Here is a 15,487-nt window from a genome sequence, read left to right as displayed (position 1 = left end):
TCATCGCGGAGAGACCGTCACCCCACCCCGCTCGCGCTGCGCGCGATCGACCCTCCCCCTCCAGGGGAGGGTAAGAGGCAACACCCACTTTGCGCCGCGCCCGCCAATCGGATAGAACGCGCACCGACAGTCCCGCCAGCGAGATCCGCCTCATGACCGACATCTCTCCGCTCGACCAGGCCCGCATCCTGTCCGAAGCGCTGCCGCACATGCAGCAGTATGACGAGGAAACCATCGTCATCAAATATGGCGGCCATGCCATGGGCGACGAGGAGACCGCGAAGAACTTTGCCCGCGACATCGTGCTGCTGGAGCAGACCGCGATCAACCCGGTGGTGGTGCATGGCGGCGGGCCGCAGATCGCGACCATGCTCAAGCGCCTCGGCATCCAGTCGGAGTTCGCAGCAGGCCTGCGCATCACCGATGCCGCGACCATCGAGATCGTCGAGATGGTGCTGGCCGGCTCCGTCAACAAGCAGATCGTCGGCTACATCAACGAAGCCGGCGGCAAGGCCGTGGGCCTGTCGGGCAAGGACGCCAACATGGTGAAGGCGTCGAAGACGACGCGCACCATCGTCGATCCGGGTTCGAACATCGAGAAGGCGATCGATCTCGGCTTCGTCGGCGACCCCGAGAAGGTCGACCTCACGCTGCTGAACCAGCTGATCGGCTACGAGCTGATCCCGGTGCTCGCGCCGCTCGCGACCTCCAAGGAAGGCCAGACGCTCAACGTCAACGCCGACACCTTTGCCGGCGCGGTCGCCGGCGCGCTGAAGGCGAAGCGCCTGCTGCTGCTCACCGACGTGCCGGGCGTGCTCGACAAGTCGAAGAAGCTGATCCCGCAGCTTTCGGTGAAGGACGCGCGAAAGCTGATCGCCGACGGCACCATTTCCGGCGGCATGATTCCGAAGGTCGAGACCTGCATCTACGCGCTCGAACAGGGCGTGGAGGGCGTCGTCATCATCGACGGCAAGATGCAGCACGCGGTGCTGCTCGAGCTCTTCACCAACACGGGCACGGGAACGCTGATCCATAAGTGATGATGAGCGGGCCAAAGCAAGCCGTCATGGCCGGGCTTGTCCCGGCCATCCACGACCTTTCGTCTCGCGCCAAGAACGTGGATGCCCGGCACAAGGCCGGGCATAACGAGTTGAGGGCTCGGCGACATCGTCGCTCGACCCTGACCCGCTTCCTGATGACGCTGCCCGCCGCGGCCGTCTCGTTCTTCTTCTCCTCCGCGCCCGCCCTGGCCGACCTGAAGATCTGTAACCGCATGTCCTATGTCGTCGAGGCCGCGATCGGCATCGACGACAAGGCGGCGACCGCGACGCGCGGTTGGTTCAGGATAGATCCCGCCACCTGCCGCGTCGTGGTGCAGGGCACGCTGACCGCCGACCGCATCCTGCTCAACGCCCGCGCGCTCGGCGTTTACGGCGCCTCGCCGATCCCGCAGAACGGCAGCGACATGCTGTGCGTGGCGCAGGACAATTTCGTCATCGCGGCGGCGCGGCAATGCCGCAGCGGCCAGACCCAGGCCGCGTTCACCCAGATCATGCCGACGCAAGCCGCGGACGGCAATTTCACGGCCTATCTCGCCGAGGATTCCGAATATGACGACGAGCAGGCCCGCCTCGCCGGCATCCAGCGGCTGCTGGTGATCGCGGGCTACGACGCCGCGCCGATCGACGGCGTCGACGGGCCGAAGACGCAAGCAGCACTTGCCGCCTTCCTGAAGAGCCGCGGACTGGCGGCGGACATCATGTCGTCGCCGAACTTCTTCAAGACCATGGTCGATGCGGTGCAGACGCCTTCTGCAACCGGCCTGACCTGGTGCAACGACACGCCGCACAAGGTGATGGCGGCGGTCGCCACCGACGACGGCAAGTCCGTGACGAGCCGCGGCTGGTACCGCATCGATCCCAAGACGTGCCTGCACCCCGATGTGACCGGGCAGCCGAAGCAGATTTTCAGCTTCGCGGAGGCCATCGATGCCGACAACCGCGTCATCAAGCTGAAGGACAAGCCGCTGAACTGGGGCGGCGACAAGCAGCTCTGCACGCGCGAGACCAAGTTCGAGACCAACGAGCAGGCCGATTGCGGCGCGCGCGGATTCGCGGCGACGGGTTTTGGCGTGGTGGACATGTCGAGCGGCGGCAAGACGCTCCGCTTTGCGATGCCGTGATGGGTGAGACCGCGCCACAAACTCCGCTGTCGTCCCCGCGAACGCGGGGACCCATAGCCACAGGCCGCAGTTGTTGGGCACGATGTAACTACGATCCCGCAAACGATTCCTCCCTGTGGTTATGGGTCCCGGATCTGCGCTTACGCTTGTCCGGGACGACAGCGGAGAGTGGGGCGGCGCTTGCACCCAACCGATAGAGATTTGATATGATCTTCCCCCGCACCTTTGCCCATGTCGACACCTGGGTGTTCGACCTCGACAACACGCTCTACCCGCATCATGTCAATCTGTGGCAGCAGGTCGACGCGCGGATCGGGGAGTTCGTCTGCAACTGGCTGAACGTCGGTCCGGAGGAAGCGCGCAAGATCCAAAAGGATTATTATCAGCGCTACGGCACCACCATGCGCGGCATGATGACCCTGCATGGCGTGCGCGCCGACGACTACCTCGCCTATGTCCACAAGATCGACCACTCGCCGCTGGAGCCGAACCCGGCGCTCGGCGGGGCCATCGCAAAACTGTCGGGGCGCAAGCTGATCCTGACCAACGGCTCTGTCGACCATGTCGATGCCGTGCTGGCGCGGCTCGGCCTCGCCTCGCATTTCGACGGCGTGTTCGACATCATCGCTGCCGGGTTCGAACCGAAACCGTCGCCGCAGACCTATCAAAAATTCCTCGCCGACCATGCGGTCGATCCGACCAAAGCCGCGATGTTCGAGGACCTCGCCCGCAACCTCACCGTCCCGCACGCGCTCGGCATGACCACCGTGCTGGTGGTGCCTGACGGCACCAGGGAAGTGGTACGGGAGGACTGGGAACTGGAGGGCCGGGACGCGCCCCATGTCGACCACGTCACGGATGATCTGACGGGGTTTTTGGGCAAGCTGTCGCCCAAATAGCCGCCGTCGTCCCGGGGCGCGAAGCGAGCCCGGGACCATAACCACAGGGGTGGCTGTGGCGCGAGATCGATAACTCCGAGTCCTCGCCAAATGACTGCCTGTGGCTATGGGTCCCGGGCTCGCGCTTCGCGCGCCCCGGGACGGCGGCGGAGTATGCCTTGACTCCTCCCCGCCAAATCCCGAAAAAGCGCCCCAATCCGTCAAAATTCTCATTTCCCAGAGGAAATCCCGATGTCCCTGTCCGCCCTCGAATCCACCATCAACAGCGCCTTCGACGCGCGTGACGGCATCTCGACCTCGACCAAGGGCGAAGTGCGCGAGGCCGTGGACCAGGCGCTGGAGATCCTGGACAAGGGCGAGGCGCGCGTCGCCGAGCGCGGGGCTGACGGCAAGTGGAAGGTCAATCAATGGCTGAAGAAGGCCGTGCTGCTGTCCTTCCGTCTCAACGACATGGGCGTCATTCCCGGCGGTTCCGGCAAGGCGACCTGGTGGGACAAGGTGCCCTCGAAGTTCGAGGGCTGGGGCGAGAACCGTTTTCGCGATGCCGGCTTTCGCGCGGTGCCGGGTTCGGTCGTCCGCCGCTCGGCCTTCATCGCCAAGAACGTCGTGCTGATGCCGTCCTTCGTCAATCTCGGCGCCTATGTCGATGAGAGCACCATGGTCGACACCTGGGCCACCGTCGGCTCCTGCGCGCAGATCGGCAAGCGCGTGCACATCTCCGGCGGCGCCGGCATCGGCGGCGTGCTCGAGCCGCTGCAGGCCGAGCCCGTGATCATCGAGGACGACTGCTTCATCGGCGCGCGCAGCGAGGTCGCCGAAGGCGTGATCGTGCGTAAGGGCGCGGTGCTGGCGATGGGCGTGTTCCTGGGCGCCTCGACCAAGATCGTCGACCGCGAGACCGGCGAGATCTTCATCGGCGAGGTGCCTGAGTATTCGGTGGTTGTGCCCGGCGCGCTGCCCGGCAAGCACATGAAGAACGGCCAGATCGGCCCGAGCACGGCCTGCGCCGTGATCGTCAAGCGCGTCGACGAGCGCACGCGCTCGAAGACCAGCATCAACGAGCTGCTGCGGGATTAAGACTCTCTCCTCTCCCTCTCCCCGTTCTTACGGGGAGAGGGTTGGGGTGAGGGGCCTCTCTCCACACGCGAGATATTCGAGAGACCGGTACCCCCTCACCCGGATCGCACCGGACGATGCTTCGCATCGCCGAGGCGATCCGACCTCTCCCCGCAAGCGGGGCGAGGTGAAGCGAGCCCGCGGCGGCTTTCCTATCGAACCCTCTATCACTCCATCGCGACCAATCACCGGACGGCCTCCGCTGCCCGGAACCTTCGCCATGGACTGGACCTGGTATCTTTTTCGCTTCGACGGCCGCATCAATCGCGCCTTGCTGTGGCAGGCGCTGCTGATCGTCGCGGTGCTGGCAGCCTTGCTGGGAATCATTGCTCAGGTGATCCACCTCATCAACGCCGAGGGGGCGTTGAAGCTATCCCTGAAACTCGATTTCGACTTCGGCCTCGACGACCTCTTCAAGCTGGTCGATCCCCGGGCCTATCGCTCGCTGGCGCCCGTTGATCGCACCAACCTGATCCTGAAGGCGTTCGGCTTGTCGCTGTTCCTCTGGATCTATCTCGCGACTGCGATCAAGCGGCTACATGATCGCGACAGGAGTGGCTGGTGGCTCGTTCCGTTCTTCTTCCTGCCTGGCCTGTACAGCCAGTTCTCGGACCTGCTGCCGAACTCCACCTGGATGCTTCCGTTCTGGCTGGTCGCGTCCATCCTGTGGCTGTGGGGGTTTGTCGAGATGTTCATCGTATCAGGCAGCGTCGGCGATAACCGGTTCGGTCCTGATCCATTGGCCAAGACCGAGGACGGCTCGTCCCCTGCAAAAAGCTGGGACCAGCAAAGCGAGCTCGAATTGGTGCCGCCCAGCGCTAGCCCACCCGGCGGCATGCATGTTAAGCGGGGCGCATGACCGATGCTCTCTCGATTGCCCGCGATCTCATCCGCTGCCCCTCGGTAACTCCGGCCGATGCCGGTGCGCTCGGCGTGCTTGAGAAAGCCCTGAACGCTGCCGGCTTCACTTGCCACCGCGTGACCTTCTCCGAACCCGGCACCGCCGACGTCGACAATCTCTATGCGCGGATCGGCACTGAAGGCCCGCACATCACCTTCGCCGGCCACACCGACGTGGTGCCGCCGGGCGACGAGAACGCCTGGAGCGTCGGCGCGTTCTCGGGCGAGGTGAAGGACGGCTTCCTGCACGGCCGCGGCGCCGTCGACATGAAGGGTGGCATCGCCTGCTCGGTGGCAGCCGTGCTCGAGCATCTCGCCGCAAATGGCGGCACGCCGCGCGCCGATGGAAAGGGCTCGATCTCGTTCCTGATCACCGGCGACGAGGAAGACGTCTCCATCAACGGCACCATCAAGCTGCTGAAATGGGCCGCGGAGCGCGGCGAAAAGTTCGACCATTGCGTGCTTGGCGAGCCCTCCAACGTCGAGACGCTCGGCGACACCATCAAGGTCGGCCGCCGCGGCTCGCAATCCGGCACGCTCTATGTCGACGGCGTGCAGGGCCATGTCGCCTATCCGCACCGCGCGTCCAATCCGGTGCCTGATATCTCGCGGCTGATCGTGGCGATCAGTGACGAGCCGCTCGATCATGGCAGCGCGCAATTCCAGGCCTCCAATCTCGAATTCACCTCGGTGGACGTCGGCAACAAGGCCAACAACGTCATCCCCGGCGAGGCGCGCGCAAAATTCAACATCCGCTACAACGACAACCACACCCAGGCATCCTTGCGCGAGCTGGTCGAGGCGCGCCTGACGAAAGCCTGCGGCAACCGCATCAAGGCTCGCATCGTCTGGGAGCCCTCGAACTCGAATGTGTTCGTGACCAAGCCCGGCCCGTTCACCGACCTCGCGGTCTCCGCGATCGAAGAGGTGACGGGGCGCAAGCCCGAGCTGTCGACCTCAGGCGGCACCTCGGACGCGCGCTTCATCTCGAGCTACTGCCCGGTGATCGAGTTCGGCCTGGTCGGCCAGACCATGCACCAGGTCGACGAGCGCGTGCCGGTGGTGGATCTGGAGAGATTGACGCAGGTGTATCGGGGGATTTTGACGCGGTATTTTGGGTAGGGCGTTAATCGCCGCCCAACCCACCGCCGTCATGCCCGGGCTTGTCCCGGGCATCCACGTTCTTTGGCGCTCCTGACAAGAAAGATCGTGGATGGCCGGGACGAGCCCGGCCATGACGATGTGGCGAGAGCCCGGGCCCGTATCACTGAGCGATCGTGTCGTAGAGGTCTTTCCATTCGGGATTATCCCTGAGGATCAACCTCACCTTCCACGTCCGCGACCAATGCTTGATGTTGTGTTCGCGCTGGATAGCGGTTTGGATATCCTCATAGCGCTCGAAATAGACCAGCAGCTTGACGCCGTACTTCTTGGTGAAGCCGGGAACGAGTCCGTTTCGATGCTCATAGATGCGGCGAATAATGTCGCTCGTCACACCGACATACAAAATGCCGTTTGGCGCGCTCGCAAGGATGTAGACCCATCCACCATGCATGGTTGCATGTTGACGCACGTGGATGGCCGGGACAAGCCCGGCCATGACGCCCGTGGCGGCATGGTGCGCTAATAATCCACCTTCATCAGATACAGCCCGTCAGGCGGTGCGACGATGCCGCACGCTGCGCGGTTGCGGGCTGCGAGTGCCGCTGAGAGATCGTCCGCGGTCCAGCGGCCCTCGCCGACCCAGACCAGCGATCCCACCATCGAGCGCACCTGGCTGTGCAGGAACGAGCGCGCCGAGGTGAGAATTGTGATCTCGCGGCCGTCACGGTGCACGTCGAGCTGGTCGAGCGTTTTCTCCGGCGACTTGGCCTGGCACTCGGTGTCGCGAAACGTCGTGAAATCGTGCTTGCCGAGCAGGCGTTGTGCCGCCGCATGCATCGCATCGGCATCGAGCCGGCGCGGCACGCGCCAGGCGTGGCCGATATCGAGCGCGAGATTGGCGCGGGTGTTGACGACGCGGTAGCGGTAGTGCCGCTTCACGGCCGAGAAGCGTGCCTCGAAGGTGTCAGGGACGATCTCGGCCTCCAACACCGCGATCGGATGCGGGCGCAGATGCGCGTTCAGCCCGTCGCGAAAACGGCCCGGCGGAAACTGCTTCTCGATGTCGACATGCGCGACCTGGCCGCGCGCATGCACGCCGGCATCGGTGCGGCCCGCACCGTGCACGCGCAGATCCGCGCCGGTCATCGCCTTCACCGCCGCCTCTAACGCGCCCTGCACGGAAGGCAGCGTGTCCTGCACCTGCCAGCCGAAGAACGGCGCGCCGTCATATTCGATGGTGAGCTTGTAGCGGGGCATCAGGCCAGCCGCATCGGCGGCTTCACCGGCACGCCGCGCAAAAAGTCCGTGGCCTGCATCCGCGCCTTGCCTTCGCGCTGGAGCTCGAGGATGCGGATCGCGCCCTCGCCGCAGGCAATCGTGAGCTGGTCGTCGAGCACCTCGCCGGGTGCACCGGAGCCCTTCGCCAACTCGCAGCGCAGGATTTTTACGCGCGCATTCTCAAGCTCGGCCCAGGCGCCGGGAAACGGCGACAGGCCGTGGATGTGGCGCAGCACGGCGCGCGCGGGCCTGGTCCAGTCGATCCGCGCTTCGGCCTTGTCGATCTTGGCGGCGTAGGTGACGCCATCCTCGCTCTGCTTCTTGAGCTGGAGCCCGCCGCGGGCGAGCGCGGCCATCGCGCGCACCATCAGATCGGCGCCGAGCCGGGAGAGACGGTCATGCAGATCGACCGCGGTCATGTTGTCCGTGATCGCAAGACGCTCGGCCATGGCGACGTCGCCGGTGTCGAGACCGACATCCATCTTCATCACCATGACGCCGCTCTCGGCATCGCCTGCCATGATGGCGCGGTTGATCGGCGCGGCGCCGCGCCAGCGCGGCAGCAGCGAGGCGTGCAGATTGTAACAGCCGAGCTTCGGCGCATCGAGGATCGCCTGCGGCAGGATCATGCCGTAGGCGACGACGACAGCGGCATCGGCGTCAAAGGCGCGAAACTCGTCGAGCGCTTCGGGCGTCTTCAACGACTTCGGCGTCAGCACGGGAACGCCGAGCTTTCGCGCGGCTTCCTCGACCGGGGTCGGCTGCAATTGCAGGCCGCGCCGCCCGCCGGGCTTGGGCGCGCGCGTATAGACCGCCGCGATCTCGTGGCCATGCGAGACCAGCTCGAGCAGCGTCGGCACGGAGAAATCGGGCGTGCCCATGAAGATGAGGCGGAGGGGCATGTGGCGAGACAATCCTCGGAAACGAGCAAGTTACTCGTCATGGCCGGGCTTGTCCCGGCCATCCACGTTCTCGCTGCTCGCGGCGGCAAAGAACGCGGATGCCCGGCACAAGGCCGGGCATGACGGCGGAGGACGTGGCTACTCCGCGCGCTTGGCGGCTTTCTCGAACTTCTTGATCACGCGGTCGCGCTTGAGCTTTGACAGATAGTCGACGAACAGCACGCCGTTGAGATGGTCGATCTCGTGCTGGATGCAGGTGGCGTAGAGGCCTTCGGCGTCCTCCTCGTGCACCTTGCCGTCGAGGTCGGTGAAGCGCACGCGCACCTTCGCAGGCCTTTCGACCTCCTCGTAATATTCGGGGATCGAGAGGCAGCCTTCCTCGTAGACCGACAGATCCTCGGAGGAGGCGATAATTTCAGGGTTGATGAAGACACGCGGCTCCGGCTTTGTCTCGCCGTCCGGGTCAGGCTTGGCGAGGTCCATGGTGATCAGCCGCAAGGGCTGCGCGATCTGGATCGCCGCGAGCCCGATGCCGGGCGCGTCGTACATGGTCTCGAACATGTCGTCGGCAAGCTTGCGGATCTCCGTCGTGACCTTCTCGATCGGCTTGGAGACCAGACGCAGCTGCTTGTCGGGCAGGATGATGATTTCTCTGAGGGCCATGGCCGCGATTTAAGCCGCATGCCGGATGCGGTCAATGCGGCGAGGAACTCCGTTAACCCTTCGCTAACCATAAAACTTCAGGTTTCGTTAACCATAAAAATTAGGGGGCTATTAACCATAAGCGTTCGCTATTCGTTCGCGGAGGGTGTCGAATCGGCTACAAGGGCCGCCATGAACGAGATCATTTTCCTGGCTGGCGACTGGCCGGTCCGCACGATCGATGCGCTGATCGGCTTCGGCGCCCTCGTCGTCATCCTGCTGGTGGTGATCGCGGTGGTGATCGCGCGCTCCGGACGGCGCGGGGCGGAACTCGCCATGGCCAATGCCATCCGCGCGGACGAGCTCGAGGAGCGCCTCAGCCAGGTGCTGCACGCCCAGAGCGAAGCCGCCGGCCGAGCCGACGCCATGACCCAGGCGCTGGCCGGCCGCCAGGCCGACATGACGCGCGCGGTCAACGAGCGGCTGGATTCGGTGACCCATCGGGTTGGCCAGTCGATGGAACACTCGACCCGCAACACCATGGAGAGCCTGCGCGCCCTGCACGAGCGGCTCGGCATCATCGACAACGCGCACAAGAACCTCACCGACCTCACCACGCAGGTGACGACCTTGCGCGACGTGCTCGCCAACAAGCAGTCGCGCGGCGCCTTCGGCCAGGCGCGGATGGAGGCGATCGTCCAGGATGGTTTGCCGAAGGGCGCCTACGAGTTCCAGTTCACGCTCTCGACGGGAAAGCGACCGGACTGCGTGGTGTTCCTGCCCGACCAGCGGCCGCTCTGCATCGACGCAAAGTTTCCGCTGGAGGCGATGACCGCGCTGCACGATGCGCGCACCGACGAGGAGAAGCGCATCGCCACGCAGCGGCTGCGCGGCGACGTGATGAAGCATGTCAGCGACATCGCCGACAAATATCTCGTCGCCGGCGAGACCCAGGAGATGGCGCTGATGTTCGTGCCGTCGGAATCGGTCTACGCCGAGATCCATGACGGTTTCGACGACGTGATCCAGAAGGCCTATCGCGCCCGTGTCGTGCTGGTGTCGCCTTCGCTGCTGATGCTCGCGATCCAGGTGATGCAGCAGATCATGAAGGACGCGCGCATGCGCGACGCCGCCGACCAGATCCGCACCGAGGTGATCAAGCTCGGCGACGATTTGGGACGCCTGCGCGACCGCGTGCTGAAATTGCAGAAGCATTTTGCCGACGCCAACGAGGACGTGCGGCAGGTGCTGATCTCCGCCGACAAGATCGAGAAGCGCGCCGGGCGAATCGAGGAGCTCGATTTCAGCAAGACCGATGCGCCGGAGGGTCCACATCTGGTGGCAACCGGTGCCGCGGACCTGTTCCCGAGGAAGCTCCAGGCGGGGGAGTGAGTTGTTCACCTCTCCCCGCTTGCGGGGAGAGGTCGGATCGCCCTTGCGATCCGGGTGAGGGGGTACAGGTCTCGCGTCGATCTCGCGCGCGGAGAGAGGCCCCTCACCCCGCCCTCTCCCCGTAAGAACGGGGAGAGGGAGACGAGGCAGCGCCCCCAGAATCTGCTAACACCTCTCCATGACCGCACCCGACGCGACCTCCCCTGCCAGCCCCGACACGGCCCCCACCTCCTGGCGCGACGGCCTGGCCGTGTACCTGCAACCGCGGGTGCTGATCGTGCTGTTCCTCGGCTTCTCGTCTGGGCTGCCGCTGGCGCTGTCGGGCTCGACGCTCCTGGTGTGGATGCGCGAGGCCGGGGTCGACCTCAAGACCATCGGGCTGTTTGCGCTGGTCGGCACGCCCTACACGCTGAAATTCCTGTGGGCGCCGCTGGTGGATGCGCTGCATGTGCCGCTGTTCACGCGCGCATTCGGGCGGCGGCGCGGCTGGCTGCTGTTCTCGCAATTGCTGCTGATCATCGCGATCCTGCTGCTGGCACTCACCGATCCCGCGCGCTCGCCGTTCTACGTCGCGCTCGGCGCGCTGCTGGTCGCGACGACGTCCTCGACGCAGGACATCGTGGTCGACGCCTTCCGCGTCGAGAGCCTGCCGGAGAGCGAGCAGGCCGCCGGAATGGCTTCCTATGTCGCGGCCTATCGCATCGGCATGCTGGTCTCGACCGCGGGCGCGCTGTTCATCGTGTCCGGCTTCGAGGGTACCGGCATTCCGCGCGCGTCGGCCTGGATGTGGGGTTACGTGGTGATGGCGGCGATGGTGCTGATCGGCACGATCACCGCGCTGGCCGCGACCGAGCCCGAGCAATCGGCGCGGGCGGAAGCTGCGACACAAACCGAGACGGCGTTCGCGCGCGTGCTGCACGCGGCGATCGGGGCCTTCTCGGAATTCCTGTCGCGCAAGGACGCGCTCGCCGCGCTCGCCTTCGTCGTGCTGTTCAAGTTCACCGATGCCTTCTCCGGCACGATGACCGCGCCGTTCGTGATCGACCTCGGATTTTCCCGCAACGATTATGCGGCGATCGTGAAGGGCGTCGGCCTCGCGGCAACGCTGATCGGCGGCTTTGCCGGCGGCTTCCTCGCGCGGCGCTATTCGCTGGCGACCAGCCTGTGGATCGGCGGCGTGGTGCAGGCGCTCGCCAATCTCTCCTTCTCCTGGCTGGCCTTCGTCGGCACCAGCCAATGGGCGCTGGCCTTTGCCATCACCTGCGAGAACTTTACCAGCGCCATCGGCACCGTGATCTTCGTCGCCTATCTCTCCGCGCTGTGCCAGAATCCGCTGCACACGGCGACGCAATACGCGCTGCTCACCGCGCTTGCGGCGGTCGGACGAACATATCTGTCAGCGAGTGCGGGCTTCGTGGCAGACACGACGGGCTGGCCGCTGTTCTTCGTGATCTGCGTGCTGGTGGCGATCCCGAGCCTTGTGCTGCTGGCCTGGCTGCAGAAGCGCGGGCATTTCGAGACGCTGGGGCCGGTAAGGGTGTAAACTCGGCACGCGCTACGCCCGCGATGCCGTAGGGTGGGCAAAGCGAAGCGTGCCCACCACCTGAATCGTCGCCGGGAGAATGGTGGGCACGGCGCTTTGCACCTTTGCCCACCCTACGGTAGCTCGGCTGGAGCCGCGCCCCCTACTGCTTCTTGATCAGGCTCCACTTCGTGATCACGGCTTCGCTCATCTGGCCGGGATCGCTGGCGCAGGCGACTTCGTCGACCTTGACCGAGATCGCCTTGCCGACGAACGATTTCAGCTGCGTGGCCTGCGCGTCGCTCGAAGTGACGAGCTGGAACGTCTCAGGGCCGGTCTCGAGATTGCACAGCCCGTTCGGCGCCGGCAGTCGACGCGGCTCGGAGGTGATCTGGTACATCGCAATCCGCTTGCCGGCGTTCTTGATGTCGCGCACCTTCATTGCGTTCAATTCGCCCGAGAGCACCTCGCCGGCACTGATTGGCTTGCCGGGCTTCGGCGGCGGCGGCGCGCCGTCGTCCTGCTGCGCGGAGATGGCCGGGGTCGCCAGCATTATCATCGTCGCGACCAAAGCCGATCGTGTGGCGAAAAGTTTCGTCATGTCGTCCGTTCCGTAGGTCTGGATGGCTAGAACAGGGTCCGCTGCCGCATGGCGGCCGATAGCGTACCTTCATCGAGATAATCAAGCTCGCCACCGACCGGCACACCATGGGCCAGCCGGGTTACTTTTACGTTGGCGTCCTGAAGCAGGTCGGTGATGTAATGCGCCGTGGTCTGGCCGTCGACCGTCGCATTCAGCGCCAGGATGATCTCGTGCACCTCGGCAGCATGCGCGCGCGCCACCAGCGCGTCGATGGTGAGATCCTGCGGGCCGACACCGTCGAGCGGCGACAATGTCGCGCCCAGCACGTGATAGCGCCCTTGAGTGGCATTGGCCCGCTCGAGCGCCCAGAGATCGGCGACATCGGCGACCACGACGATGATGGCGGGATCGCGCTTCGGATCGGTGCAGACCGTGCAGGGATTTTGCGTGTCGATGTTGCCGCAGGTCTTGCAGACCTGGACCTTGTCGAGCGCGACCTGCAGGGCCGAGGACAGCGGCATCATCAGCGCTTCGCGCTTCTTGATCAGATGCAGCGCCGCACGCCGCGCCGAGCGCGGACCGAGGCCCGGCAGCCGTGCGAGGAGCTGGACCAGCCGCTCGATTTCGGGACCTGCAACCGAACCCATCTTATTGGCCGAACATACCCGGCGGCAGGCTGAGGCCGCCCGTGAGCGCCTGCATCTTCTCCTGCACGGCCGTTTCGGCCTTGCGGCGGGCATCGCCGAGGGCGGTGACGAGCAGGTCCTCGAGCACCTCGCGCTCTTCCGGCTTCATCAGCGAGGGATCGATCTTGATGCCCTTCACGTCCATCTTCGCAGTCATGCGCACGGCGACGAGACCGCCGCCGGAGATGCCTTCGACCTCGACGTTGGAGAGCTGATCCTGCATCTCCTGCATCTTGGATTGCAGCTGCTGCGCCTGCTTCATCATGCCGAAAATATCGACCATCGGTGCTGTCCTTGGTTGGCGCGATGACTCGTCATCGCGCCTTAACTCTTGGTTTGAGCCTGATCTAATCGGAAAACCGCTTCACACTTTGCGCTACGCGGCCCTTCGGGTCCGGATCATGCTCTAGAGATCGTCGCCGTCGGAACCATCGGGCGGATCGTCACTGCCATAGTCCGCATTCATATTGGTTTCCGGCGCCTCGGGGGCAAGCCTGCGGACCTCGACGACCTTCGCACCGGGAAAACGCGACAGCACCTCCTGCACGCGCGGATCGGCTTCGGCGGAGCGCGCATGTTCCTGCTTCGCCGCGTGGTTCACCGAACGCAGCGTCGGCTGGCCCTGCTCGTTGGAGACGATCACGGTCCAGCGCCGGCCGGTCCAGAGCTCGAATTTTCGCGCGAGCTCGGAGATCATGGTCTTGGAGGCGTTGGGCTCGAGCGCGACTTCCAGCCGGCCCTCCTCGAAACGGACGAGGCGCATGTCGCCTTCGAGCGCGGCCTTGGTCATGAGATCGCGCTTCTGCCCGGCGACCGCGACGAGCTGGGTGAAGCTCGTGATGCGCAGCTGGGGCGCGGCCCCTTGCGGATCCGGCGCGGGCGCCGCCATCTGCGGCCGGGCAGCGCCGCCGCCGAACCCGGACGGTGACGAGGTCGGCGCGCGCATGGGTGCAGCCGAAGCAACCGGCGCCGCGGAGGCCACCGGCGCACCCGGCGCGCCGCTGCGCGCGGCACTTCCGCCGCCCACGACCGGCGAGCCGCCGCCGTTCTGCTCCAGCATCTTGATCGCTTCGTCCGGCGTCGGCAGGTCGGCGACATAGGCGATGCGCACCAGCACCATCTCGGCGGCCGCTGCCGGGCGCGTCGCGGCCTGCACCTCGGTGATGCCCTTGAGCAGCATCTGCCACATCCGCGACAGTACGCGCATCGAGATCTTCGAGGCAAAATCCCGCGCGCGCACGCGCTCGGTCTCGCCATAGGCGACGTTGTCGGCGGTCGCCGGCACGATCTTCACGCGGGTGACGAAATTGACGAACTCGGCAAGGTCCGATAGCACGACGATCGGATCGGCACCGACGTCGTACTGGTCGCGGAACTCCTTGAAAGCGGCAGCGATGTCGCCGCGCGCCAGCGAATCGAAGAGGTCGATGACGCGGGTGCGGTCGGCGAGCCCCAGCATCTGCCTGACCGCATCCGCCTTCACGGTGCCTGCCGCGTGCGCGATCGCCTGGTCGAGCAGCGACAGAGAGTCGCGCACCGAGCCTTCCGCGGCGCGCGCGATGATGCCGAGCGCCTCGGGCTCGATCTCGACGTTCTCCTTCGCCGCGATATTGGCGAGGTGCTTCATCAGCACGTAGGCCTCGACCCGGCGCAGGTCAAAACGCTGGCAGCGCGACAGCACGGTGACCGGAACCTTGCGGATCTCGGTGGTCGCGAACACGAATTTGGCGTGCTCCGGCGGTTCCTCCAGCGTCTTCAGGAAGGCGTTGAACGCCGCCGTCGACAGCATGTGGACTTCGTCGATGATGTAGACCTTGTAGCGGGCGCTGGCCGGCGCGTAACGCACGCTGTCATTGATCTGGCGGACGTCGTCGACGCCGGTGTGGGAGGCGGCGTCCATCTCCAGCACGTCCATGTGCCGGCTTTCCATGATCGCCTGGCAATGCACGCCGAGCGTCGGCATGTGGATGGTCGGGCCCTTCACCGATCCGTCCGGCATCTCGTAGTTGAGCGCACGGGCAAGGATACGCGCGGTGGTGGTCTTGCCGACGCCGCGGACGCCGGTGAGGATCCAGGCCTGCGGAATGCGCCCGGTCTCGAACGCGTTCGAGACGGTGCGGACCACGGCCTCCTGGCCGATCAGGTCGTCGAAGCTGGAGGGCCGGTATTTGCGCGCCAGCACCCGGTAGGGCGTGCTGGCCTGGCCGGCGCTGTCGGGGTTGGGAGGGGCGCCAGCGTCGGTCATCGGTCGATCCGCAATGGAATGTCTTTCGCCCGGCTT

At 65.4% G+C, this 15,487-nt stretch carries 16 protein-coding genes; 8 read left to right on the top strand and 8 right to left on the bottom strand.

Annotation, left to right across the window (positions count from 1 at the left end):
• Positions 1-152: 152 nt before the first annotated feature.
• The 6 genes from argB (at position 153) to dapE (ending at position 6,219) form a co-directional block, all read left to right on the top strand.
• Positions 153-1,040, top strand: a complete 888-nt coding sequence (argB, locus tag ABIB95_RS14350) for an acetylglutamate kinase (protein WP_028148983.1) — start codon at positions 153-155, stop codon at positions 1,038-1,040.
• A 155-nt stretch (positions 1,041-1,195) separates the two neighbouring features.
• Complete coding sequence (locus ABIB95_RS14345) at positions 1,196-2,182, top strand: DUF1036 domain-containing protein (protein ID WP_354240267.1); 987 nt, start codon at positions 1,196-1,198, stop codon at positions 2,180-2,182.
• Positions 2,183-2,388: 206 nt separating this feature from the next.
• Positions 2,389-3,081, top strand: coding sequence for a pyrimidine 5'-nucleotidase (locus tag ABIB95_RS14340; protein WP_354240133.1), 693 nt, complete (start codon positions 2,389-2,391; stop codon positions 3,079-3,081).
• Between the two features lie 231 nt (positions 3,082-3,312).
• Positions 3,313-4,158 carry a 2,3,4,5-tetrahydropyridine-2,6-dicarboxylate N-succinyltransferase gene (dapD, locus tag ABIB95_RS14335; protein WP_354240131.1) on the top strand — a complete coding sequence of 282 codons (846 nt, stop codon included), beginning with the start codon at positions 3,313-3,315 and terminating at the stop codon, positions 4,156-4,158.
• A 259-nt stretch (positions 4,159-4,417) separates the two neighbouring features.
• On the top strand, positions 4,418-5,056 hold the full coding sequence (locus tag ABIB95_RS14330) for a DUF805 domain-containing protein (protein WP_354240265.1): 639 nt from the start codon (positions 4,418-4,420) through the stop codon (positions 5,054-5,056).
• Positions 5,053-6,219 (top strand): succinyl-diaminopimelate desuccinylase, encoded by a 1,167-nt coding sequence (gene dapE, locus ABIB95_RS14325; RefSeq protein WP_354121381.1) that lies wholly within the window; start codon positions 5,053-5,055, stop codon positions 6,217-6,219. Before ABIB95_RS14330 ends, dapE begins: the two co-directional genes overlap by 4 nt.
• A 142-nt stretch (positions 6,220-6,361) precedes the next feature.
• On the opposite strand, the gene ABIB95_RS14320 is transcribed toward dapE, so the two are convergent.
• From ABIB95_RS14320 to def, 4 genes are all read right to left on the bottom strand, one after another.
• Positions 6,362-6,697, bottom strand: coding sequence for a GIY-YIG nuclease family protein (locus ABIB95_RS14320; protein WP_354240128.1), 336 nt, complete (start codon positions 6,695-6,697; stop codon positions 6,362-6,364).
• A 23-nt stretch (positions 6,698-6,720) separates the two neighbouring features.
• Positions 6,721-7,458 (bottom strand): tRNA pseudouridine(38-40) synthase TruA, encoded by a 738-nt coding sequence (truA, locus tag ABIB95_RS14315; protein ID WP_354240126.1) that lies wholly within the window; start codon positions 7,456-7,458, stop codon positions 6,721-6,723.
• Positions 7,458-8,381, bottom strand: a complete 924-nt coding sequence (gene fmt / locus ABIB95_RS14310) for a methionyl-tRNA formyltransferase (protein ID WP_354240124.1) — start codon at positions 8,379-8,381, stop codon at positions 7,458-7,460. The genes truA and fmt overlap by 1 nt, the downstream gene beginning before the upstream one ends.
• A gap of 138 nt (positions 8,382-8,519) precedes the next feature.
• Positions 8,520-9,044: a peptide deformylase gene (gene def, locus ABIB95_RS14305; protein ID WP_063979819.1), complete on the bottom strand. Its 525-nt coding sequence runs from the start codon at positions 9,042-9,044 to the stop codon at positions 8,520-8,522.
• Positions 9,045-9,215: 171 nt separating this feature from the next.
• Between def and ABIB95_RS14300 the strand changes: the two genes are divergently transcribed.
• Complete coding sequence (locus tag ABIB95_RS14300) at positions 9,216-10,415, top strand: DNA recombination protein RmuC (protein WP_354240122.1); 1,200 nt, start codon at positions 9,216-9,218, stop codon at positions 10,413-10,415.
• A 178-nt stretch (positions 10,416-10,593) separates the two neighbouring features.
• On the top strand, positions 10,594-11,958 hold the full coding sequence (locus ABIB95_RS14295; RefSeq protein ID WP_354240120.1) for an AmpG family muropeptide MFS transporter: 1,365 nt from the start codon (positions 10,594-10,596) through the stop codon (positions 11,956-11,958).
• Between the two features lie 142 nt (positions 11,959-12,100).
• On the opposite strand, the gene ABIB95_RS14290 is transcribed toward ABIB95_RS14295, so the two are convergent.
• From ABIB95_RS14290 to ABIB95_RS14275, 4 genes are all read right to left on the bottom strand, one after another.
• Positions 12,101-12,538, bottom strand: a complete 438-nt coding sequence (locus ABIB95_RS14290; RefSeq protein ID WP_063979822.1) for a hypothetical protein — start codon at positions 12,536-12,538, stop codon at positions 12,101-12,103.
• Positions 12,539-12,564: 26 nt separating this feature from the next.
• Complete coding sequence (recR, locus tag ABIB95_RS14285; RefSeq protein WP_014491379.1) at positions 12,565-13,167, bottom strand: recombination mediator RecR; 603 nt, start codon at positions 13,165-13,167, stop codon at positions 12,565-12,567.
• 1 nt (position 13,168) lies between these two features.
• A complete protein-coding gene (locus ABIB95_RS14280; RefSeq protein WP_028148995.1) occupies positions 13,169-13,489 on the bottom strand; it encodes a YbaB/EbfC family nucleoid-associated protein in 321 nt (106 codons plus the stop codon).
• A gap of 123 nt (positions 13,490-13,612) precedes the next feature.
• Positions 13,613-15,451, bottom strand: coding sequence for a DNA polymerase III subunit gamma/tau (locus ABIB95_RS14275; RefSeq protein ID WP_354240117.1), 1,839 nt, complete (start codon positions 15,449-15,451; stop codon positions 13,613-13,615).
• Between the last annotated feature and the right edge of the window lie 36 nt (positions 15,452-15,487).

Origin of the sequence: Bradyrhizobium sp. LA2.1, assembly GCF_040547725.1 — a bacterium.
Classification (GTDB): Bacteria; Pseudomonadota; Alphaproteobacteria; order Rhizobiales; family Xanthobacteraceae; genus Bradyrhizobium; species Bradyrhizobium barranii.
This window is presented reverse-complemented; position numbering and strand designations above follow the sequence as displayed.